Source organism: Plesiocystis pacifica SIR-1 (assembly GCF_000170895.1).
In the GTDB taxonomy this organism is placed as follows: Bacteria; Myxococcota_A; Polyangia; order Nannocystales; family Nannocystaceae; genus Plesiocystis; species Plesiocystis pacifica.
The window spans coordinates 1-22,131 of sequence record NZ_ABCS01000038.1 but is presented as its reverse complement, the minus strand read 5'-3'; the positions used below and the strand labels follow the sequence as shown (position 1 = coordinate 22,131).

The window sequence follows — 22,131 nt, the reverse complement described above, 5'->3', positions numbered from 1 at the left end:
GTGAAGGAACCATCCCCAGCGGCCATGGCGAGGGTGTGGATGCACGATCGGCGCGACTCACGATGACCGTGCGAGGATCTCTCATGGCTTCTCCCCGGCCACTCCTTCTCGGTCACCGGGCGATGCTCGGGGCCGTCCTCAGCTTCGCCTGCCTCACCCTGGCGTGCGGGCCCGGCGGGGCGCAGCTCGACGACGAAGCAGGCGACTCGGACACCCAGGGCTCGGACATTGGATCCGACACAGACTCTGCCGACGCTGACGCCGGCGAGAGCTCCACCGACGGCGAGAGCTCCACCGACGGCGAGAGCTCCACCGACGGCGAGAGCGAGAGCGAGAGCACCACGGCCGAGGACCCCAACTGCCCGCAGAGCATCTTCGATCTCCTCGAGATCACCGACGACACCGATCTCTCGACCCTCGCGTGCCTGCGCCAGGCGGAGTGGATCTACATCTCCGGCGAATTCACGGACCTCAGCTTCCTCTCGACCCTCGAGACCACCGTCGAGCTCGAGCTCACCGAGACCCCCAACCTCACCAGCCTCGCCGGCCTCGACTCCCTCGAGGAGGTCGAGTACCTGCGCCTGCGCGGCGTGCCTGCCCTCGTCGACCTCTCGGGATTGCCGGAGGACGTCGAGATCTACCGGCTGATGGTCATCGGCTCGAACAACGACGCCCTCGAGAGCCTGGCCATGCCGCCCGGGGGTGCGGCCGACTGGATCAGCTTCGGCGGCTGGGGTCGCCCCGAGCTCGAGATCTTGACAACCGCGAGCCCGGCTCCGCGGCGCCTGACCATCTCTGGGGCGGACAACCTCGAGGACCTCGAAGACGTCGCGGCGTGCTGCCTGGCGCAGCAGGCCGATCTGGACCTGACCTTGACCGACAACCCGAAGCTCACCCACCTGCAGGGCCTCGAGGCCTTCACCGAGCTGGACCGCTTCATGCTCTACGAGAGCCTCGACACCGAGAGCCTCACGGGGCTCCAGAACCTCACCCACGTCGGCGAGCTCACCCTGTCCAACGGATGCACGCCCAACCCCGAGGCCAAGCTGGCGACGCTCACCGGGCTCGAGCAGCTGGAAGCGGTCGAGGTGCTCACCATCATGGGCCAGGGCGGGCTGGAGAGCTTGGACGGCTTGCCCACGGCCAACATCGCCGTCGGGTCTGCGGAGATTGCCTACAACTACTGGCTCGAGCAGGAGTTGATCGACGCCTGGGCGGCCGCCGCGGTCCCGGGCATGATCGGGGGCTGCAACAACCTCAACGGCCCCTTTTGCGAGGGCATCTGCCCGCAGTGAGCCGCTCGCGCTCGCCCTCGTTCAGCCCTCCGCCGCGATCCCAGACCAGCTCGTCGGCTCGAAGGGCCCCGCCGCAGGCTTCACGTCGACGACGAAGCCCGTCAGGTTGGCCATGCCCGAGACCCGCTCGAGGCGCTCGGGGCCGTCGGCGGCGAGCAGGTTGACGTTAACCCCGGCGGTCTTGGCCGCAACCGAGAGCCCGCGGGCGTGCTGATGACCCCAGCCGTGGGGCAGCGCGACGGTCCCCGGCATCAGGTCCGCGTTGAAGGCCACGGGCACGCGCACGGCCCCGGTGTCCGTCTGGACGTCGGCGTAGGCCCCCTCGTCCAGGCCCAGGCGCGCGGCGTCCTCGGGGTGCACGTGGAGGTGGTTGGTCCGCGCGCGCACGAAGTCGTCGAGGTTGTGGGTCCACGAGTTGTGCGTGGTGATGGCCCGCTTGGTGATCAGCTTGAGGCGGTGGGCGTCCCGGCGCTCGCGCTCGAAGTGGGCCTCGAGCTTGGCCGCCTCGGCGACCAGGCTCGGCGGCGCCAGATCCATGAGCCCGTCCTCGGTCACCACCCGCTCGCCGAGGAAGCTGGCCGGGCGATGCTCGCCGCGGCGGCGCCCGTGGGGCTCGGCGAGCAGGTCCCGAAAGCGCCCCTGGCCGGTGATCCGCAGCAGCGCGTCGAGCATGAACTCCTGGGGCACGCTCGGCTGGGCCCCCGGCGGCAGGCGGCGAGAGTGGCGACGCTTGCCGAACTCGAGCAGGCGCTGGGCCACGGCGGAGTCGAACAGGTTCAGGCCCGCGGCGCGGCACAGGTCCAGATAGATCGTCGCCTCGTCGCGCTGCTCGCCCGCGGGCGGGAGCACCGGGCGCGTCGCCTGCAGGTAGGGCTTGGACTGCAGCCCGAGCATGAGCGGGAAGATGAAGGGCAGGTCCGGGCGCTGCATCGGCGAGGTGCAAGGCAGCACCCAGTGGGCCAGCGAGGCCGTCTCGCCCTGGAAGATGTCCAGGCACACCAGCAGCTCGAGCTCGCCGAAGGCCTCGCGCAGGCGCCCGGCGTTGGCCATGGTCAGCAGCGGGTTGCCGCCCGTGACGAACAGCGCGCGCACCTGGTCCTCGCCCTCGGTGAGGATCTCGTCGGCCAGCACGCCCCCGGGGAAGGTGTCGTTGACCGAGGGGAAGTCGCCGACGCGGGAGCGATCGCGGCGCTTGAGCAGGCCGCGCTGGGAGCCGAAGGCGGGGAAGTCGATGACCCCCTCGCCGACCAGCGTCCCGCCGCGACGATCGAGGTTGCCCGAGACCGCGTTGATGACCTCTTGCAGCCAAAAGCCGATGGAGCCGTGGGTGCCCATGTTGACCCCGGTGGAGCTGTAGAGCGCGGCTCCGTCGGCGCCGAGGTACGCGTCGACGAGGCCGCGCAGCGCGTCGGCCGGGATCTTGGTGACCGTCGCGGTGCGCTCGGGGGTCCACGGCTCGACCACGGCCCACAGCGCGTCGAAGTTCTTGGTGTAGCGGCGCAGCCGGGCGTGGTCGATGACCCCCTGCCCCGCCCGGTCGCGGGCCAGGATCTCGCGCAAGAAGGCGAGGTAGAAGAAGGGGTCGGTGTTCGGGCGGATGAACAGGTGCTCGCCCGCGGCCTTGGCCGACTCCGTGCGCCGCGGATCGACGAACACCACCTTGGTCCCCCGGCGCTCGAGCTCGCGCAGGCGCTTGACCGGGTTGGGGACCTGCAAGAAGCTCCACTTCGAGACCGCCGGGTTGGCCCCGACGACGATCAAGCACTCGGTGTGCTCGAGGTCGGGGAAGGGCTGGGTGAAGCAAAAGCCGTAGATGAGGTCGGCGACGGCGAACTTGTTGGCGCAGTCTTGGGTCGCCGAGGCGTACATGCTCTTGGAGCCCACGGCCGTCATGAAGCCCTGGGCGAACACCGGGTGGAGCACGCCGAAGCCCGCGGCCGTGCCCACGTACATGGCGACGCTGTTGGGGCCGTGGTCCCGGCGCAGCTGGGCGACCTTGGCCCCGATCGACGCGTTCGCCTCGTCCCAGCTCGCCCGCGCGTAGTCGCCAGCGTCGGTCCGCCGCAGCGGGTGCATCAGGCGATCGGGGGAGGCGTAGAGGCGGTGCTGCTTGAGGCCCTTGACGCAGGCGAAGCCGCCGGTGGCGACGTGGGCGGGGTCGGGCCGGACCGCCGTGATCGCGCCGTCTCGGGTCTCGACCTCCAGCCCGCACAGGGACTCACAGATGCGACAAAAGGTGTGGTGCGTGGTCACGTCGCCGCGCAATATAGCAACGCGCGAGCGCGCGGCTTCCCAGACGCGCGGCGCCGCGTGACGCCGATCGAATGGCCCACCCGCGGAACGCTCAGAGCGCCTTGGCCATGCGGGTCAGCTGGGGCGCATAGCCGAGGGCCTCGTAGAAGACCCGAGCCCCGGTATTGAAGGCCATCACGCTGAGCACCACGGAGCCGCAGCCCTGGCCGCGCGCGTAGACCTCGGCCGCGTCCATCAGCGCCCTGCCCCAGCCCTGGCCGCGCGCCGCCGGAGCCACGGCCAGCTGATCGACCTCGAGCTCCTTGCGCCCGAAGCCAAAGGGGTTGGGCGGGAGCTCGCGGACGACCGCGCGCAGGTATCCCACGGGCGCGCCCGAGCCCTCGGCGAAGGCGAGCCAATAGACGCAGCTCGAGTCCTCGACAGAGGCCGCAAACCACGGGCGCAGCTCCTGCGCCTGCGTCCGTCGATAGCGCTGCGGCTCGGCCTCGACGTGGACGACGTGCACGTGCTCGTTGAGCGCGACGAGCAGGTCGACGTCCTCGGCAGTGGCGACCCGAATCACCCGTGCAGCATAGGTGGGGTCCCGCAGCGCGCAACCTTGGCCGTACAATGCGGCCATGACCTGGACTGCTCGCTTGGCCCCCGCCTGCTCCCTGCTCGCGCTCGCCCTGGCCCCGGCCTGCGCCGACGACAGCGTCGGCGGCACCCGCGACGACGAGATCGGAGCCGAGGCCCCGACCGAAGAGGAGTCCGCCGGAGAAGACGGCGAGTCGGGCTCCGAATCGGGCGACAACGACGGCAGCACCGGCTCGAGCGAGGGGGAAGAGCGCGGCTCGGAGACCGGCACCCCCTGCGACCCGAGCGACCCCAACGCCCTGCCCTGGCAAGCGCGCGAGTTCCTGGCCAAGGGGGAGTCCCGCGCCGACGTCCAGCTGGGCGCCTGCGACTACCACGTGTGGTGGGTGTCCGCGGCGACGGGGGTCGAGACCACGATCACCGTCTCCGGCGTCGACGAGGGCGCCGGGGTCGACCTGGCCGTGGCCTACCCCGACGCGCCGAACTACGTCGAGGCCCTCGCCACCGCCTCGGTCCTCGACACCGGCGAGCTCGCCTTCGAGGCCCCGCGCTCGGGCGAGTTCGCCGTGCTCGTGCGCGCCCAAAACCCCGGCGCCGATCCCCAGCTGAGCCTGAGCTACGACATCGAGGTCGCGTGCACCAACCAGTGCCAGTTCGTGACCACGCGCTTCCCCATGGTCTTCGTCCACGGGTGGACCGGCTTCGAGAACATCGGGCCGCTGACCTACTTCTACAACGTCCGCGAGGACCTCGAGGCCCTCGGCTACCCCGTGGCCATCGCCGTCCTCGACCCCTACAACTCCGTGGACGTCCGCGGCGAGCAGCTCGTCGAGTTCGTGACCGCGACCCTCGGCGCCGCCCGGGCGCGCAAGGTCAACCTCATCGGCCACAGCCAAGGCGGCATCGACTCGCGCTACGTGGCCGCCGACGCCGGCGGGGGCATGGGCGCGCAGGTCAGCTCGGTGATCACCATCGGCACGCCCCACTACGGCACCCCCGTGCCCGACATCGCCCTGGGCCTGCTGCCCGGCGCGAGCGAGGTCGTGCTCGCCTGGCTGTTCAACTTCCTCGGCGCGACCATGGACCAGCAGTCCGACGTGCTCGCCTCCCTCGACACCCTCAGCGAGGCGCACATGATCGACGAGTTCAACCCCACCTACCTCGACCACCCCGAGGTTCAATACTGGAGCTGGGCCGGGGAGACCTGCGTGGCGGGCATCGGCTGTCAGGACACCCTCGACCCCCTGCTGTTGATCCCCTACGAGCTGATCTTGCCCCTCGCTGGCGACAACGACGGCCTGGTCCCGACCGAGAGCGCGAAGTGGGGCGAGTACCTCGGGCTGATGCCCGCCGACCACATCGATCAGATCGGCCAGATCGCGGGGGTCACGGGGCTCAATTACGACCACATCCAGTTCTTCCGCGACAACGCCGAGATGCTCGTCGACGGCGCGCACTGAGCCCCCCGAGCCCTCGGCGTCTCCCACACCGTCCCGCGCGCTCGCGCGTTGGGGCGTCGACGACGGGCGCTATTCTCGCGCCCACGCTTCGACCGTTCAGGTCCTGGTTCCGGTCTTGCTAGTGTGTCCCCCGCGATGAGCGAGCAGCCAAAAGCGCCTTCGCCCCGAGCCCCCAAGGCCACGGGCTACATCATCAGCCCCTGGTACGACTGGCTGTTCTTCCTGGGGCCGCCGCTGATCGCTCTGGTCCTCGGCTACCTGCTCAAGGACACGGCCTTCTCCAACGAGAGCTTCGCCTGGTGGGGCTGGGAGGTGACCTGGGGCAGCCTGTTCCTGGGCATCTTCATCCACGCCCACCTGGTCCTGGTGTTCTTCCGGAGCCACGCCAACAAGGCGATCTTCCAGACCCACCGGCTGCGCTTTTTGGTGGTCCCGGCCCTGCTCTACGTGGCCATGGTGACCAGCAACTACGTGCTCTACACCTGCTCGGTCGTCGCCACCTTCTGGGACGTCTACCACTCGGGCATGCAGACCTTCGGCTTCGGGCGCATCTACGACTCCCGGGCCGCCAAGACCCAGCCGCTGGTGCTCGAGGGCCTCGAGGCCGAGGCCCGGGAGGCCAAGCTCGCCGCCATCGAGAAGGCCAGCGCGGCCAGCCGGCGCCTCGACTGGGCCCTCAACCAGCTGCTCTACGCCGGGCCCATCGTCGCCGGCGCGGTGATGCTCGACCACTTCAAGGACTTCGAAGAGTTCGCCGCCGTCGAGCTGATGTTCTTCACCAAGATCCCCGCGTGGATGGAGGGCAACCAGCGCTACTTCACCTGGTCGATCCTCGCCGCCGGCGCGGGCTTTTTGGCCTACTACGTCTACGCCCAGTTCCAGCTGCGCCGCGAGGGCATGGCCATCGCCTGGCAGCGGGTCTTCCTCTACGTGACCACCGGGGCCGTGTCGCTGTTCGCCTGGGGCTTCAACAGCTGGGGCGAGGCCTTCTTCATCATGAACGTGTTCCACGCCCTGCAGTACTTCGGGCTGGTGTGGGCGATGGAGAAGAAGAACCTGCAAGAGCGCCTGGGTGTCGCCGGCACGCCCCTGGGCAAGTACCTCGTGCTCGCCCTGTTCGTGTCCGTGCCCTTCCTCTACGGGACCTTCGTGCAGTGGATGGACCCCTCCATCCACGGCCTGTGGGCCGTCACCTTGCTCGTGTCACTGATGCACTTTTGGTACGACGGCTTCGTCTGGTCCGTGCGCAAGAAGCAGGTCTGAGCGCTGCTTTGCCCCCGCAGCCGCCTCGAACCGGGGGCGCTTCGTCGCTATCCGCTCCTCCGCTTTGGCTTGGGTTCACAGGGCCTGAACCGACGAAGCCCGCCGCGACCAGGGGTCGGGCGGGCTTTGTTGGGCCAGAGCTAGGCTAGGCTAGGCTCAAAGCTTCTTCTTGACGTAGTAGGCGACGGCCTCGAGCTCTTCGGCGCTGAGCTTGGACTTGTAGCCCTTCATCTTGGTGTCGGGCACGCCGTTTTGGATGATCTTGGTGACCTTGGCGAGGCTCAGCTTGGTCTTGCTGAGCGAGGGGATGCCGACCTTCTTGCCGATGGTGGTGTCGCCCTTGCCGTCGGTCCCGTGGCAGGACTTGCACTTCTTTTGGAAGATCGGGCCGCCGTCGAGCTTGGGCGCCTCGGCCTTCTTGGGCGCCTCTTTCTTGGGCTCGGGCTTGTCGTCGCCGCCACCATCACCGGCCGCCGCCGTGGGCTCGCCGGTCTCGCCGCCCGTCTCTCCGCCGGTCTCGCCGGCCGTGTCTCCGCCGGTCTCGCCGGCCGTGTCGCCGCCGCCGGTCTCCGCCGGGGCGCCGGTCTCCGCCGGAGCGCCCGTGGTGTCCGCAGCCTCCCCTTCGGCCTTGCCGTCGTCAGCTTTGGCCTCGCCCTCGGCCTTGCCGTCGTCGGCCTTGGCCGCGTCAGCCTTGCCGTCGCCAGAGCCGCTGTCGCAAGCGGTGGAGGTCAGCAGAAGGGTCGCAGCAGCAGCGCCCATCAAAAAGGAACGAATCGTGCGTCGGTACATGAGGACTCTCGGAGGGAGCCCGAGCCTAAGCCGGGAGCCGACCTGGGGACAAGCGCCATGTCGAGCTCACGAGCCATCCAGCGGGCGATCCCCAAGCGATCCGAGCCCGATCCAAGCCCGAGCCGAGGGTGTTCCCAAGCCCTCGAGCGAGCCCGCCGCGCCCCCCACCTCAGCGTGGTGTGCCGGGCGCCGGTCGAGATCGACAGCTATCCAGAGCCCGACCTCACGTTGTGATCGAGCTTCCCTCACCCGTCGCTGCAACAGGGCTCACCCCGACCGCTCGTGCACTCTGACTGTACTCGCGCGGGCGAAATCGGACAGACCATGAACCAAGATTCACGACGCGGCACGCAGGTCCTGAACCTTCTCCGCACCGCTGTGCACTTTTTTCATATCGCGGGTGAGCAAGTGAGAGGCCGTCCAAAAATGCCTCAAACCTCGGCCAATACCGAGCCAGACTGGTCTTTGGGCCAGATTGCACTCGATGACCGACCTTCGCGCCCCCAGTGCCGCGGTGGGGTCCACGACGCATGTCCGCAAAAATGATGACACTGCCATTCGTATACATTGACGATCTGACTAGTTTGGTTGTGCTCTGGCAAAGCGCAAAAATTCCACTCCCACGGGGAAGAGAGCCGCACACAGCGATTCTGAGCTTCCCACCTCATCGTACCTCCAGGAGCTGGGGTGTTATGAATCGATGCGATTTTTCATGCTAGGATTGGATCACCGTGACCCGCTTGGATCCTCGTGTGCAGCTCACCCGGCGTCGCGCCTCTCGCGGCGCGACCATGGTGAGCGTGATGTTGTTGACGGTCTCCATGCTGACCGTCAGCATCCTCGTGATTCGCTCGGCCAATCGAGAGCTGAGCCAAGCCAACGCCGTCGTGTCCCGCGAGCGGGCCCTGATGTCCGCGCAAGCGACCATCGACCTCGGGGCCGCGCAGCTGCGCGAAGCCGTCAAGGGCGGCTCGCTCCAGGCCGTCGTCGACGAGGCCCTGGCCGGCCACAACCCGGCCGGTGACCCGGAGATCTGCGCCTCGGCCTTCGAGGACTGCATCCCGGGCGGAGGCGGGGCCGCCAACGTGCCCGCGACCGGGCAAAAGAACCGCTGGGTCACGGGCAAGTCCGACTGCTCCGGGCGCCCGTGCATGCGCCAGGGCGCCATCCTCCGCCTGCCCGACGCCCAGGGCAACCTCGTCGACTGGGCCAACGTCCCGCTGCGCAACTTGCTCGACAACGCCGACCCCCACGCGCGGGTCAGCCTGTGGGTGCGCAACAACTCCGCCGACGCCATGGCCGACAGCTCCGAGGGCAGCGGCAGCTGGATCATCGACGGCGACAACCGGGTGGTGCTGACGGCGATGGCCACGGTCGGCAACTCGACCATCGCCGTCGAACAAGAATTCGTGCTCGCCCTCGCCGACGACAAGTCCTCGTGGAACATGGCCACGCCGGACATCGGCTACGGCGGCGGACACAACAACGACAACGTGATGGCCGACGTCTGCGTCGAGAACTTCCTGCAGTGAGGACGAAGACCATGAGCACTCGAGCCCCTAATTCGAACTCGAACTCGAAGCGAGCCCCCCAGCTCTCCCCGCGGGCCCGGACCGCGGCGCTGCGCCTGCTCGGCCTCGCGCTCCTCGCCCTCGGCCTGCTCGCCCGCCCGGGCCAGACCGAGGCCCGCCTCGATCCCTTCTACATCGTCCACGGCACCAGCTACGGCCAGGTGCCCGCGCGCGTGCTCTTCGTGCTCGACAACTCGGGCTCGATGGCCATGGACGAGACCTACATCCCCGGCGCGACCTACCCGGACACCAAGTGCTGGTGGGACAACTGCGAGGACGAGAACGCCGGCTTCTTGCAGAGCCGCATCCACGCCGCGCGCAACGTCATCAAGAAGCTGAGCTCGGACAACGAGGGCTCGGCCGAGTTCGCGCTGATGACCTTCGGCACCGCCGCGCCGCCGAGCTCCGCCGCCGAGGTCCCCGAGCCCTGCGTCGACCTGGGCACCACCGAGTCCAAGCGCTTCACCTGGATCGAGAACGTCAACCAGCCCTACTCGACGCAGTGGAAGGTCGCGACCAACGCCTTCGGGACCCAGGGCTTTTGGCTGCTGTGCGGTGACAACCGGCCCTTCCCCTACCTGCGTCACGACGACCTGGGCACCTTCTCGATGCCCAACAACAGCAACGCGGCGCTCCCCGACCAGCCGCTCTACGTGACCGAGTCCAACGTCAGCGGCTACACCGACGCCGCCAACTACGATCGCAAGGTCCAGTTCTTCCCGCGCTTTTTGGGCCGCCGCGTCAACCTCGACTGCGGCGACGCCAACCAAGAGGCCATCGCGCTCGCCTCCTACGGCGACTGGGGCAACACCGACCCCGACAAGCAGTCCGACGTGTGCGGGCGGGACTTCTACTACTGGCCCTACGTCGACGGGAACCCGGGCTACAGCTTCTACCTCGGCCAGAGCTTCGACAACTTCTCGCACCAAGAGTGCGACGACAACGAGAACTGCTCGACGAAGACCGACGACAAGCACCGCACCGGCGTGACCCGCCGCAACCAGTGGGTGGGCACCTCGCTCTACGCCCCCTTCTACTCCGAAGAGGTCATCGCCGACCCCGGCGTCGCGCCGGCTGACAAGGGCCCGCTGAGCATCGAGGACGCCCAGATGATGCTCGACGGCGCCGTCGCCAAGAACTTCATGGGCGGCGTCGACGTGACCGGCGGCACCCCGATGAAGGTCGCCTACGGCGTGCCCAAGTACATGGTCTACCTCGACTCCGAGGGCAAGATCACCGGGGCCAAGCCCGCGGCGACGATGAGCAACGCCGCCTTCTCGCAGCCGACCATCTCCTCGTACCTCGCGTTCATGCGCGTGCACGACGAGAACGCGCTGTGCTCCCCGCTGAGCATGATCATCGTGACCGACGGTCAGCCGCACACCTGGACGAGCCAGGGCGGCACCGCGCTCTACGATCGCATGAGCGCCGTCCGCCACATCTTCGGGGTCAAGACCTACCTCGTCGCGCTGGCCGACGGCGTGGTCGCCGACGCCCTCAAGTTCGAGCGCGTCCATCACATGGCCTGCGCGGCCTCGGGCTCCGACAGCATCACCGACCCCTGCAACGGCACCAACGCCACCTTCAACTGGGACACCTGCCGCAACCCGGCCGACCCGGCCAACGACTGCGCCTACCTGGCCTCGAACCACGAGGAGCTCGAGACGGTGCTGTCGTCGATCATCGCCAAGGTGCTCGAGACCGACGTGCCCGGCGGCGCGCCGACGGTCGCCAGCGACTTCCAGCTCTCGGACCCCAACGACCCCAACTCGGCCAACGCCGCGACCCAGACCACCATCGAGTCGTGGACGGAGAGCGCGACCTGGGCCGGCCACGTCGCCCGCCAAGGCTGCGACGACGAGGACCCGGACAACCCCGGCCAGCTCGCGGAGTACTGCGAGAACGTGGCGCTGTTGCCCATGGACACCCTCGAGGAGGAGACCTTCGGACCCTGCGCCATGGGGCGCGTGTGGGACGCGGGCGACTGCCTCGAGCAGACCACGTGGAGCAACCGCAACCTCTACACCCACGGCTTCTCCAACGAGAAGGTCGAGATCATGAGCGCCGGCTCGGTCACGCCCGAGTTCGAGTCGCTGATCACGACCCTCAACGGCCAGGGCAAGATCGACCCGCCGCTCACCCCCGGCAACGAGAGCGTCGAGATCCAGGCCATGGCCGAGTTCCTCTACGGCAAGGACATGCCCAACGACTGGAAGCTCCCGGGCCTGGCCAACTCGGCCCCGGTGCTGATCCGCCGCGTGGCGCAGCACGACAGCCAGTTCCTGCCCAGCGTGGGCATCGCGGACCCGCACTGCGCGGGGCGGCGCAACGTTCAGGGCGACGACGCTCCCGACAGCCTCAAGGCCTTCAGCGCCCAGGCCTGGAACCTCGTCGACGCCGGCAACGACTACTACGAGTACACGGAGGCCGTCCTCGTCGGCGACGACTTTCGGCATCCTGCACGCCTTCCACTACAACAGCGGCAACGAGATCTTCGGCTTCGTGCCCATGGAGCTGCTGAATAACGCCCGCGTGCTCTCGCTCAACGGGACGACCAACTTCGGCCAGCCCACGGACCTCGACGGGCACGTGTTCGGGCTCGCGGCCACGGTCAACAACGCGATCATCTACGACGAGTCCGCCAGCCAGTGGCGGCACCTCGCGGTGTTCGGCCTCGGGCCTGGCGGCAGCCAGCTCGTCGCCATGGACGTGTCGCACATGGGTCGCCCCGACGATCCCTTCGACATCGTGTGGACCACCAGCACCACCGGCAACGAGCAGGACTACGCCGACACCCTCGGCGAGACCTGGTCCCGCCCGGCGCTGACCTACGCGGTGCCCAACGACGAGATGTCGGTCGAGCCCAAGGCCTACCTGGTGTTCGGCAGCGGCTACCGCGACGGCGCCGGCGACCTCGAGCGCGGCCGGACCATGTGGATGGTCGACGCGGCCACGGGCGAGACCAACGTGTCCAAGGCCCTGCTCCCGCTGCCGGCCTCGGACACCACCTACGACGACCTCGACGACATCACCTCGGTGACCGACATCGCCGTCGGCTCGCACTGCCTGTCGCGCTACTGGGGCGAGATGCAGGAGGCCTACATGATCGACCCGGCCGGGCGCCTGTTCCGCTGGGACATCGCGGCCGACTCCAGCGACGTCGACAGCTTCCCGCACGTGGCGGACAGCGGCGGCGCCTGGCCGCTCAACTCTGACGGCTTCGCCGTGGCCACCGAGGCCTTCCGCTTCCCGGCCTGCCAGAGCACGGACGAGTTCAACTGCTCGATCGCCGCCATCGGCCCGAGCGGCAACAAGGGCGACGTGTTCACCTTCGCCCCGGCGATCGCGGCCAACAACCGCATCGACGACGTCGACGACCCGGGCACCACGCTGCCCACGGGCGACCGGGACCAGTTCCTCGTCGCGCTCGTCAGCGGCAGCCCCAACGACGACAGCATCGACGGCGGCGACCCGCTCAACGACTTCCACAGCAGCCTCTATCTGCTGGCGGACGACCACCGCGCGGACCCGTCCGCGGGCTTCGGCATCCCGGCCAACGCGCCCGCGACCGCTCCGGGGACCAACCCCACCTTCATGCGCCTGCCGCTCAGCCAGATTGAGCGCACGCGGACGATCGTGTTCCCCAACGACGACGTCGAGACGGAGACCCGCAACTTCTCCAAGGCCGCCCGCCCGCTCCGCGCCCCGATGATTCGGGTCACCGGTGTGCTCGACGGCGGGAACCAGCTCGACGTGGAGGTCTACTACGTGACCTACACCATCTACGAGCCCGGCAAGGCCAACTGCGACGAGCGCTGGTACGACGCCGACACCGAGGAGTGGATCCCGGATCCGGGCGCCACCTACGAGGTCACCTTCCGCCTCGTCGTCGAGGGCACCGACGCCTTCGACTTCACCTCGGCCTACAACCTGCCCTCGGACTACGGCGACGGCTTCGGGGCCTCGGCCGCGCTCTCGTCCCCGGTGGTCGAGCAGGTCCTGTGCGAGGGGGACAACTGCGGGCCCAAGCTCAACGCGCCCTCGACCTCGCCCTGCGACCCCAACGTCGACCCGCCCTCGGTCGGCGGCGTGCAGACCATCCGGACCGGCTCGACCGAGCTCGACGGCTTCTCGCCCCTCGAGCTCCAGCTCTAGCCCTCCGCTGCAACCGCGAGGGCGCCCCCGGCCAAGCCGGGGGCGTTTTTCGTGGCCTGCGCCCCGGCACGGCGCCATCCAGGCGGGTTGCACATGCAAGCCGCTTGCATGTAAAAACCGCCGCATGACCGACTCCTACGACGTCGTGATCGTCGGTGGCGGAGCCGCGGGGGTGGGTGTCGCGGTGGCCCTCAAGCACGCCGGCATCGAGAACTTCATCATCCTCGAGCGCCACATGATCGGCGCCTCCTTTGCCCTGTGGCCGGCGGAGACCTGCTTCATCACGCCCTCCTTCCCGACCCACTCGATCGGCATGCTCGACCTCAACGCGGTCGCGCTCGGGACCTCCCCGGCCTTCATCCTCGAGTCCGAGCACCCCACGGGCGAGGAGTACGCGATCTACCTCAACGCCGTCGCCAAGTTCAATCAGCTGCCCGTGCGCACCAAGACCCGGGTCCTGCGCGTCACCAAGATCGGCGAGGACTTCCGCGTCGACACCGACGAGGACACGATCCGGGCCAAGCACGTGATCTGGGCCGCGGGCGAGTACCAGTACCCGCGCGTGCGCGCCTTCGAGGGCAGCGAGCTGTGCCGGCACACCGCGACCATCCCCAGCTTCGATGCGCTCCCGGGCGACGACTTCATCGTCATCGGCGGCTACGAGAGCGGCGTCGACGTGGCCTTCCACCTGGCGAGCCGCAACGAGAAGGTGCGCCTGTTCGACTCGGGCTGCCCGTGGGAGAGCGACACCTCCGACCCCAGCATCGCGCTCTCGACCTACTCCATCGAGCGCATGCGCGAGGACTGGTTCACCGAGCACGTGACGCTGCTGCCGAACATGCCGGTCACCTCGGTCAAGGGCGACGACGACTCCGGCTACACCGTCACCACCGCCGACGGCAGCCAGTTCCAGACCCCCGTCGCGCCGCTCCTGGGCACGGGCTTCACGGGCAGCCACGAGCTCGTCGCCGACCAGTTCGAGTCGCGCGAGGACGGCTTCCCGCTGCTGAGCGAGAACGACGAGTCGACCCTCGTGCCCGGGCTGTTCCTGTGCGGCCCCGCCGTGCGCCACGGCGGCATCATCTTTTGCTTCGTCTACAAGTACCGCCAGCGCTTCGCCGTGGTCGCCAAGGCCATCGCCAGCTCCCTGGGCTTGCCCGCGCCGGGACTCGAGCTCTACCGCAAGTGGGGCATGTACCTCGACGATCTTTCGATCTGTGGGGAGGAGTGCCTGTGCTGAAAGCAGAAAAGAACGGGGCCGAGCGCACGCGCAGGCTCGAACGAGTCCTGCGCGTCGAGTGGCTCGGCCAGACCGTCGCCAGCTTGTGCTGGATCGTCAGCGTGTTCGTCTACGGCGTCAGCGAAACCGGAGACTGGCTGCAGCTCGCCGCCGCGTCCGCCTGGCTGGTCGCCAACGTCGCCGCGATCGCCAGCGTCGAAGCCGACTGAGGGCGCTCCAACTTGCCGGCACGGAGGAGGGCTCTGCGAAGGCCTCCATCAAGCCCAGAGACAAGCCCCCTCGCGCCAACGAAGCTCCTTGCTACGAGACCAGGAGGGCCTCGGCCTGACCGCCGGGGAGGGGGACCCGGGACGGCTTTGCCGGCACGGGGGAGGGCTCTGCGAAGGCCCCCCATCAAGCCCAGAGACAAGCCCCTCGCCAACGAAGCTCCTTGCTACGAGACCAGGAGGGCCTCGGCCCGACCGCCGGGGAGGGGGACCCGGGACGGCTTTGCCGGCACGGGGGAGGGCTCTGCGAAGGCCCCCCATCAAGCCCAGAGACAAGCCCCTCGCGCCAACGAAGCTCCTTGCTACGAGACCAGGAGGGCCTCGGCCCGACCGCCGGGGAGGGGGACCCGGGACGGCTTTGCCGGCACGGGGGAGGGCCTGCGAAAGCTCTCCTCAAACCTAGAGACTAGCTCGAACGACAGGACTCCCCTTGGGAGTCCTGCCGTTTGAACTAGTCGTTCGGCCAAGGGTCCGGAGGCACGGGGTTGGGCGAGTTGGTCGCCCCGCCCTGGGCCTCGAGGTTGTCGATGAACAGGTTGATGTAGAACAGGTCGTCCTCGATGTCCTCGTCCTCGTTGGCGCTCAGCCAGTCCTCGACGGACAGCACCAGCGGCTCGAGCACGGTCAGCGCGCCCGCGTAGTCGCCCGCGGCGGCCCGGCTCGCGGCCATCTCGAAGCCCACGTAGATGTTGAGCATGACGAAGCTCTTCTCGACGGCGTCGGCCTCGAAGAAGCCGTCCTCGGGCAGCTCCCACGGGCCCAGGGGCGAGGAGATTTCGACGACCTGCTCGACGACCTCCTCGGTGCCCGGGACGGTGTACTCGAACTCGAGGCGGCCGACCTCGCCGGGGCTCTCGCCGGTGGGCAGCAGCTCGAAGATCATCGCCCCGCCGCCGCCGCGGCGGCCGTTCTCGTTGTCGCTGGCGCCCTCGCGGTGGGCGATCTGCAGGATCGGGATGTCGATCAGCGCCTGGTTGCCCCAGGTCTCGACCTGCTTGGTGCCGTAGACGGCGCGCAGGTCGTAGCCCTCGAACACGGTCGCGTCGATGATGACGTCTTCCGCCAGGGGCACGGTGAAGGCCTGGACCTCCTCGGAGAACACCTCGATGACGGCGTCGGGGTCCTCGACGTAGTAGAAGCTGCCGCTGCCGAGCTCGGACAGGTTGCGCATCAGCTCGATGTCGAAGTCGTTGCCGATGCCGACGGTCGTGAGCCCGTAGCCCATGCCGCTCCAGGCCTCGGCCAGGCCCTCGATCTTGTCGGAGTTGACGATGCCCGTGGTCGGCACGCCGTCGGACACGAGCAGGACCCGGTTTTGCCAGCCCTCCTGGGCGTAGAGGTCGGTCTGCTCGAAGGCCGTGCGCAGGCCGGCGTAGAGGTTGGTGGAGCCCCAGGGGACGAGGGCGGCGATGGCCGTGGCCAGCTCGACGGAGTCCTTGTCGGCGTTCTCGACGATGACCTGGGCCTCGTCGCCGAAGCCGACCAGGGTGACGCGGTCCTCGGGCTCGAGCTGCTCGCGCATCTGCAGCAGGCCCTGGCGCACGCGATCGATGGGCTCGCCCTCCATGGACTTGCTCAGGTCCACGGCGATGGTCAGGTTCAGCGGCGGGCGGTCGAGCTCGGCGGGGTCGATGGGCGTGTTCATGCCGACGACGACGACCGTGCAGTTGCCCCCGTTGATCATGTTGCCCATCACGCCGAGCTTGCCGTGGATGCACACGTCCTCGCCGCAGGTGGGCTCGGGCAGCTCGATCTGGTGCTCGGCGAAGAAGCCCATGTCGTCGATGGTCTCGGGCCCCGGGATGCCGCCCTCGAGCAGGATCTCGCGGAACAGGCCGAAGTCCTGGGCGCCGCCCTGGCCCGCGTTGGCGCCGCCCAGGGCCGAGCCGCCGCCGCCGAAGCCCGCGGCGCTGTCGAGGCCGGCGTCGGCGCAGCCCAGGCTCGGCCCGGCCAGGGCCAGGAGACCGGCGAGGGCGGTGGTCGACAGGGCCAGGCGGGGGCGACGGGCTTGCTTGGGCTGGTTCATCGTCAAGGTCTCCATGGGGGCTACGGGCAGGTTGTCGCGGCGGCGCACGGGGTGGTTCAGGCGTCCGGCTGGATTCAGTTCAGGGGCTCGATGATGACGCTCAGGTCGATGTCGTAGGGCGGGCTCATCGACCCCGGGGAGCAGTTGCCGTCGAGCACGGCGCGCTCTCGGGCGTAGGACAGCACCGCGGTCCGGACCTTGGCCGCGAGCGGGTCGCCCTCGTCCATGAACACCTCGGGCTCGCCGGGCACGAAGAAGCTCTGGCCCCCGAGCACGGCCACGTCCACGCCGCGCTCGACGGTGGCGCAGGCCTCGGCCACGAGCCAGGGGCAGCCCGCCCGGGGCACGGCGACGAGGACCTGATCGACGGCCGTGTCGATGTCGCCCGGGTCGGCGGCGCCGCGCATGTAGCGGGCGATGCGGAGCGCTCGGCCCTGCTCGTCGGTGGCGACCTCGAGGGTCTCGGGGTCGAGCTCGGTCACGTCCACCCCGGCGTCGGCCAGGGCCGCGGAGCGCTCGACGAGCACGGTCTCGCCGACGGCGAAGGGCACGGCCGCCTCCGGGGCGCACAGGTACCAGGGCTCGAGGTTGCCGATGTCCACCGCCACGCCGTCGCTGATCTCGACGCGCTGCATGGTGAACTCGAAGCAGCCGTCGGGGCCCAGGTCGAGGCCCTCGACGCGGGCGTTGAGGCCGTTGGCCGGGACGTCGGACCAGTCGAGGCGGCTCTCGCCCTCGATCGGCTCGCAGCTCTGCGGCTGCTCCGGGGCGGCGTCGGTCGGGGTGTAGCGCCAGGTCTCGCCGCCGATCCAGGTCCCGCCGCCCTCGCCGAACTCGATGGCCATGCCGTTGAGCGGGAGCAGGTCGACGCTGTCGAGGGTCTGACCGGGGAAGGACTGCTGCACGACGACGTCGTTGTCGACGAAGATCAGCTGGGGCGGGATGCCCTCGCCGGCGACCAGGGCCGCGGAGCACTTGCGGCTGGTGTTCATCTCGATGGCGACGTTGGTCCGCGGCGGCAGCGACCAGTGCTCGGCCTCGCCGAAGGCCGCGTCGGCGAGCAGGCGCTCGGGCTCGCTGGCGACGTCGTCGCAGTCGACGTGGATGTCCTCGCGCAGCGGCCGGATGAACAAGCTGATGTCGAAGTCGTTGGCGTTGTTGATGTAGACGCGCCCGAACACGTCCTCGAACCACACGTTGCTCTCGTCGATCCCCCCGTCGATCTCCGAGGTCGCAACCGTGGACCACAGCCCGACCACGCTCAGGGCCGCGATGGCCGTGCGCTGCAGCGGGACGAGGAGCGAGCGCTCGGCCTCCATCTCGGGCACGAGCAGCCGCCAGCTCAGGAGCAGGAAGGGCAGCGCGAGCAGGTCCGTGGGGTCGCAGGTGATCGCCCAGGGGTGACCGACGGCGGCCATCAGCGAGGACCACTGCCCGGCGAAGGCGGGCGAGAGCTGGATGGCGGAGAACACCCCGGCGACGGCGAGGTGGCAGGCGAGCAGGCCCCGACGGGTCCGCACGCGCAGCAGCACCGCGAGCAGCACGGGCGCGACGATCATGCCCGCGAAGTCGCTGAGCTTGCCCGTGGCGACGTCGGGCAGCAGGCCCGAGCCCTTGAGCCAGTGGTCGTTGGCGACGAGCACAACCAGCGAGGCGACCCAGGTGGGGGTCAAGAGCGCGCGCTCGGGGCTGAGCGCGCGGAGATTCGAGCGGTCGTCGTTGGCCATGTTCGGGGTCTCCGGCATCCGCGCTTATCGTACCGAGCGGGCACCGAACGGTTCACATTGGCGACAAGGGGGCTCACACGGGCCTCCCTGGACGCGTGGCGCGAGCTCCGCTCGCCCAAAGGCGCGTCAAAACGCCGTTTTCGGCTCGCTTGGTCCCGTGCGGTCTGCGCCCTTTTTGGCTCGCCCAAAGCCCAGGGTGTCCAGGCGCGAATCGCCGCCCACGGCCTCCCAGGCGCCGAACTCCCGGCGCAGCGCGTAGCCCCGCCGAAGCGCCTCGAAAGCCCTCGCCCGTGGACTCGCGCCTGCCCCGCCAGTTTCGAGCTCGGCCAGCGCGCGGACGCTGCGATCGTCGGCTTCGAGGGCGACGACGGCCCTCAGGATCTCGGCGCTCGTCCCCCCCTCGACCACGCCCGCCGGACCGAGCCAACGCCCGCGCTCGAAGGCCCCGCGCTCGGCCCCCCAGCGGGCGGCGAGCTGCCGCGCGACGGCCAAGCTGGCGTCGATCTTCGCGTCGAGGCTGTAGCCGGCGACGTGGGGCGAGGCGAGCAGCACCTTGGGGTCCCGGAGGCGCGCGGCGGCGGGCTCGGGCTCGCCCTCCCACACGTCGAGGATCGCCGCGCGCACGTCCGGTCGGTCGAGGGCCGCGTCGCGTACGACGGGCCCGCGGCTGGTGTTGACGACGAGCTTGGGGCCCGCGAGCGGCGGTCCGCCCTCGCCCACGGGCGCGAGCATGGCCGCGGTCGGGTGCAGCCCGCCGCGGGTCAGCGGGACGTGGAAGCTGACGATGGCGCTGCGCCGCCACAGGGTCTCGAAGTCGACGGCGACCGCCGGATCCGAGGGCGGCGCGAAGGGGTCGCTGACCAGCACGGGGAAGCCGAGGGCGCGCAGCGTTCGGGCGACCTTCGAGCCCACGTGGCCGTGGCCGACGACCCCGACCGTCGGCGCGTCCCCGGCCTCGCGCAGCGCCTCGGGCCAGCGCGGCCGCGTGGTCAGCAAGGCCGCCGCGACCCACTGGGCGACGGCCAGGCTGTTGCACCCGGCCGCGTCCGCGACCGCCACCTCGCGCGCGGCGAGGGCCTCGAGGTCGAGGTGGTCGAGGCCCGCCGTCGCCGTGCCGACGAACTCGAGCTCGGGGCAGGCGTCGAGCAGGGCGGCGTCGACGGTCGTCACGCTGCGCACGACCAGGGCTCGCGCGCCGATCCGGGCGAGCGTGGCCGCGTCGATGGCCCCCGAGGGCAAGGCGTGGACCTCCCCGAGCTTTGTGAACACCTCCCCGGCGAGGGGGACGGCGTCGTCGACGACGATCGGGGGCTTCGCCACGGCCCGAGGGTACACTCGCGCCGTCCATGGCGACCCCCCTGCCCCGCGACCCCGCCGCGCTGGCCGAGTATGGCCAGCGCCCCTTTCAGTTCGCCGGCGAGACGCGCACCGTCTACACCCGCGGCGAAGGCCCCGGGGTGATCGTCATGGCCGAGGTCCCCGGCATCACCCCCAAGGTCGTCGCGTTCGCCGATCGCGTGGTCGAGCGGGGCTTTCGGGTCTGGCTGCCCGATCTCTTCGGCGAGCCCGGGCGCCCCCCCAGCCCCCTCTACATGGGCCAGATCATCGCCAAGGCCTGCGTCGCGCGGGAGTTCACCGTGCTGTCCCGGGGCCAGCGCTCGCGGGTGACCGAGTGGCTGCGCGCCCTCGCCCGGGCCATGCACGCCGAGCGCCCCGACGACCCGGGCGTGGGCGCGGTCGGCATGTGCCTGACCGGCAACTTCGCCCTGGCCATGGCCCTCGACCCCTGCATGCAGGCCCCGGTGCTGTCCCAGCCCTCCCTGCCCTTCGCCGTGACCCCGGCCCACGCGGGCGCCGTGCACCTCGACCCCGGCGAGCTCGAGCGCGTCGCCGCACGCTGCCGCGAGGAGGACCTGACCGTCCTCGGCCTGCGCTTCACCCACGACTTCATGTGCCCGGCGCGGCGCTTCGCCAGCTTGCGCGAGAGCCTGGGGCCGCACTTCGAAGGCATCGAGATCGACTCGAGCCGCGGCAACCCCCACGGCAACCCGCTCTCGGCCCACAGCGTGCTGACCGAGCACCTCGTCGACGAGGACGGCCACCCCACCCGGCGCGCCCTCGACCGGGTGCTCGAGCTGTTCGAGGCCAAGCTGCGCCCGGCAAAGCAGGCCCGCGCGTGAGCGCCGAAGCCGACGGCATGGATGCACTCGACAGGCTGCTCGCGCGTGAACCCTTCGCCGTCCTCGACGGCGGGCTGGCGACCTCGCTCGAAGCGTGCGGCTGCGACCTCGACGACCCGCTGTGGTCGGCCCGGCTGCTCCTCGATGACCCGGAGGCCTTGCGGACGGTGCACCGGCGCTGGCGCGACGCTGGGGCCGACATCCTCGCGACAGCCAGCTATCAGGCCAGCCTCCCCGGGCTTCGAGCCAAGGGCCTGAGCGAGGCACGGGCGAAGGCGCTGCTGCGCGAGAGCGTGACCTTGACCCGAGCCGCCGCCGACGAAGCGAACGCTCCCCGGCCCCTCATCGCGGCGTCTGTCGGCAGCTACGGCGCCTACCTGGCCGACGGCTCCGAGTACCGCGGCGGCTACGGCCTGAGCGTCGAGGCCCTCGCCGACTTTCACCGCCCTCGCCTGCTCGAGCTCGCCGCCGCCGGGCCCGACCTCATCGCCTTCGAGACCTTCCCCGACGCTGTCGAGCTCGCCGCCCTCGCCGAGCTGCTCACCGAGCTGCTCACCGAATTGGGCGACACCCTCCCGCGCGCCTGGATCTCCGCCTCCCTGAGTCCGCCCGGCCCCGACCGCAGCGTTCGCCTCGCCGACGGCACCCCGCTGACCAAGGCCCTCGCCCCCCTCACCGACCACCCCAAGGTCGCCGCCCTCGGGGTCAACTGCGTCGGCCCCCGCGAGGTCGCCCCCGCCCTCGAGGTCCTCGCCGCCTGCACCGATCGCCCCCTCGTCGCCTACCCCAACTCCGGCGAGCGCTGGATCGATCGCGGCTGGTCCGGCGCCGCCCTCGAGCCGAACAAATTCGCCGCCCTCGCCGAGCGCTGGTTCGAGCTCGGCGCCCGCCTCATCGGCGGCTGCTGCCGAACCAACTACGCCCACATCCAGGCCCTCGTGAAGCTGCGCGAGCGCATCGCCGCGGCCACCTGACCGCCATGTACTACCTGTCCGTCAAACGCGACGGCCAACTGCTCGTCGACCGCGACCCCTTCGACGACTACGGCCAAGCCATGGCCGCCCTCGCCCCCTTCATCCGCCCCAGGCCCGGACGCCTACACCTACGAGCGCGGCTACCGACTCGTCATCGAGAGCGAGTACGGCGCAGCCGAGACCGACCGCATCCGCGCCGACCTCGACGCCAACGATTAGCCCCAAGACCCCCGCTCCCACGTCGAGTCGGAGCCAACAACCTCCGCACCACGACGGGCACAAAAGGGGCAAGGGGGTCGGATCCCCCAGCGCGAGGAGCCGCCCCAACGCCCACCGAAGCCGACCCCTCCGTCGAC

At 69.9% G+C, this 22,131-nt stretch carries 16 protein-coding genes; 10 read left to right on the top strand and 6 right to left on the bottom strand.

The window, feature by feature from the left end; genetic code table 11:
* Window positions 1-122: 122 nt before the first annotated feature.
* Entirely contained in the window at window positions 123-1,295 is a 1,173-nt protein-coding gene (locus tag PPSIR1_RS19835) for a hypothetical protein (protein ID WP_006972913.1), read from the top strand.
* Between the two features lie 21 nt (window positions 1,296-1,316).
* Here the strand turns inward: PPSIR1_RS19835 and PPSIR1_RS19830 are convergent, their stop codons facing one another.
* Window positions 1,317-3,548, bottom strand: a complete 2,232-nt coding sequence (locus PPSIR1_RS19830) for a molybdopterin-containing oxidoreductase family protein (RefSeq protein ID WP_157595738.1) — start codon at window positions 3,546-3,548, stop codon at window positions 1,317-1,319.
* A gap of 91 nt (window positions 3,549-3,639) precedes the next feature.
* Window positions 3,640-4,110, bottom strand: a complete 471-nt coding sequence (locus PPSIR1_RS43255; protein ID WP_006972911.1) for a GNAT family N-acetyltransferase — start codon at window positions 4,108-4,110, stop codon at window positions 3,640-3,642.
* A 55-nt stretch (window positions 4,111-4,165) separates the two neighbouring features.
* Between PPSIR1_RS43255 and PPSIR1_RS19820 the strand changes: the two genes are divergently transcribed.
* Together PPSIR1_RS19820 and PPSIR1_RS19815 are read left to right on the top strand one after the other, a co-directional pair.
* Window positions 4,166-5,584 (top strand): esterase/lipase family protein, encoded by a 1,419-nt coding sequence (locus PPSIR1_RS19820; protein WP_157595737.1) that lies wholly within the window; start codon window positions 4,166-4,168, stop codon window positions 5,582-5,584.
* A 135-nt stretch (window positions 5,585-5,719) separates the two neighbouring features.
* Window positions 5,720-6,847, top strand: coding sequence for a hypothetical protein (locus tag PPSIR1_RS19815; RefSeq protein ID WP_006972909.1), 1,128 nt, complete (start codon window positions 5,720-5,722; stop codon window positions 6,845-6,847).
* 156 nt (window positions 6,848-7,003) lie between these two features.
* On the opposite strand, the gene PPSIR1_RS43250 is transcribed toward PPSIR1_RS19815, so the two are convergent.
* Window positions 7,004-7,606: a c-type cytochrome gene (locus PPSIR1_RS43250; protein WP_006972908.1), complete on the bottom strand. Its 603-nt coding sequence runs from the start codon at window positions 7,604-7,606 to the stop codon at window positions 7,004-7,006.
* An 833-nt stretch (window positions 7,607-8,439) separates the two neighbouring features.
* Here PPSIR1_RS43250 and PPSIR1_RS19805 point away from each other — a divergent pair.
* From PPSIR1_RS19805 to PPSIR1_RS19785, 5 genes are all read left to right on the top strand, one after another.
* A complete protein-coding gene (locus PPSIR1_RS19805; protein ID WP_232296513.1) occupies window positions 8,440-9,168 on the top strand; it encodes a hypothetical protein in 729 nt (242 codons plus the stop codon).
* 11 nt (window positions 9,169-9,179) lie between these two features.
* Window positions 9,180-11,732, top strand: coding sequence for a VWA domain-containing protein (locus PPSIR1_RS50245; RefSeq protein ID WP_006972906.1), 2,553 nt, complete (start codon window positions 9,180-9,182; stop codon window positions 11,730-11,732).
* Window positions 11,716-13,362: a hypothetical protein gene (locus PPSIR1_RS50240; RefSeq protein WP_045116367.1), complete on the top strand. Its 1,647-nt coding sequence runs from the start codon at window positions 11,716-11,718 to the stop codon at window positions 13,360-13,362. The genes PPSIR1_RS50245 and PPSIR1_RS50240 overlap by 17 nt, the downstream gene beginning before the upstream one ends.
* A 124-nt stretch (window positions 13,363-13,486) precedes the next feature.
* Complete coding sequence (locus PPSIR1_RS19790; RefSeq protein WP_006972904.1) at window positions 13,487-14,602, top strand: NAD(P)/FAD-dependent oxidoreductase; 1,116 nt, start codon at window positions 13,487-13,489, stop codon at window positions 14,600-14,602.
* Window positions 14,596-14,811 carry a hypothetical protein gene (locus PPSIR1_RS19785; protein WP_006972903.1) on the top strand — a complete coding sequence of 72 codons (216 nt, stop codon included), beginning with the start codon at window positions 14,596-14,598 and terminating at the stop codon, window positions 14,809-14,811. Before PPSIR1_RS19790 ends, PPSIR1_RS19785 begins: the two co-directional genes overlap by 7 nt.
* A gap of 508 nt (window positions 14,812-15,319) precedes the next feature.
* Here PPSIR1_RS19785 and PPSIR1_RS19780 read toward each other — a convergent pair.
* The 3 genes from PPSIR1_RS19780 to PPSIR1_RS19770 all read right to left on the bottom strand — a co-directional run bounded on the left by PPSIR1_RS19780 (window position 15,320) and on the right by PPSIR1_RS19770 (window position 19,941).
* Window positions 15,320-16,942: a vWA domain-containing protein gene (locus PPSIR1_RS19780; RefSeq protein WP_006972902.1), complete on the bottom strand. Its 1,623-nt coding sequence runs from the start codon at window positions 16,940-16,942 to the stop codon at window positions 15,320-15,322.
* Between the two features lie 26 nt (window positions 16,943-16,968).
* Entirely contained in the window at window positions 16,969-18,639 is a 1,671-nt protein-coding gene (locus PPSIR1_RS43245; RefSeq protein WP_006972901.1) for a hypothetical protein, read from the bottom strand.
* A gap of 108 nt (window positions 18,640-18,747) precedes the next feature.
* On the bottom strand, window positions 18,748-19,941 hold the full coding sequence (locus tag PPSIR1_RS19770; protein WP_006972900.1) for an NAD(P)-dependent oxidoreductase: 1,194 nt from the start codon (window positions 19,939-19,941) through the stop codon (window positions 18,748-18,750).
* A gap of 26 nt (window positions 19,942-19,967) precedes the next feature.
* On the opposite strand from PPSIR1_RS19770, the gene PPSIR1_RS19765 reads away from it, so the two are divergent.
* Together PPSIR1_RS19765 and mmuM are read left to right on the top strand one after the other, a co-directional pair.
* Complete coding sequence (locus tag PPSIR1_RS19765) at window positions 19,968-20,801, top strand: dienelactone hydrolase family protein (protein ID WP_006972899.1); 834 nt, start codon at window positions 19,968-19,970, stop codon at window positions 20,799-20,801.
* Window positions 20,798-21,775: a homocysteine S-methyltransferase gene (gene mmuM, locus PPSIR1_RS19760; RefSeq protein ID WP_006972898.1), complete on the top strand. Its 978-nt coding sequence runs from the start codon at window positions 20,798-20,800 to the stop codon at window positions 21,773-21,775. The genes PPSIR1_RS19765 and mmuM overlap by 4 nt, the downstream gene beginning before the upstream one ends.
* Window positions 21,776-22,131: the final 356 nt, after the last annotated feature.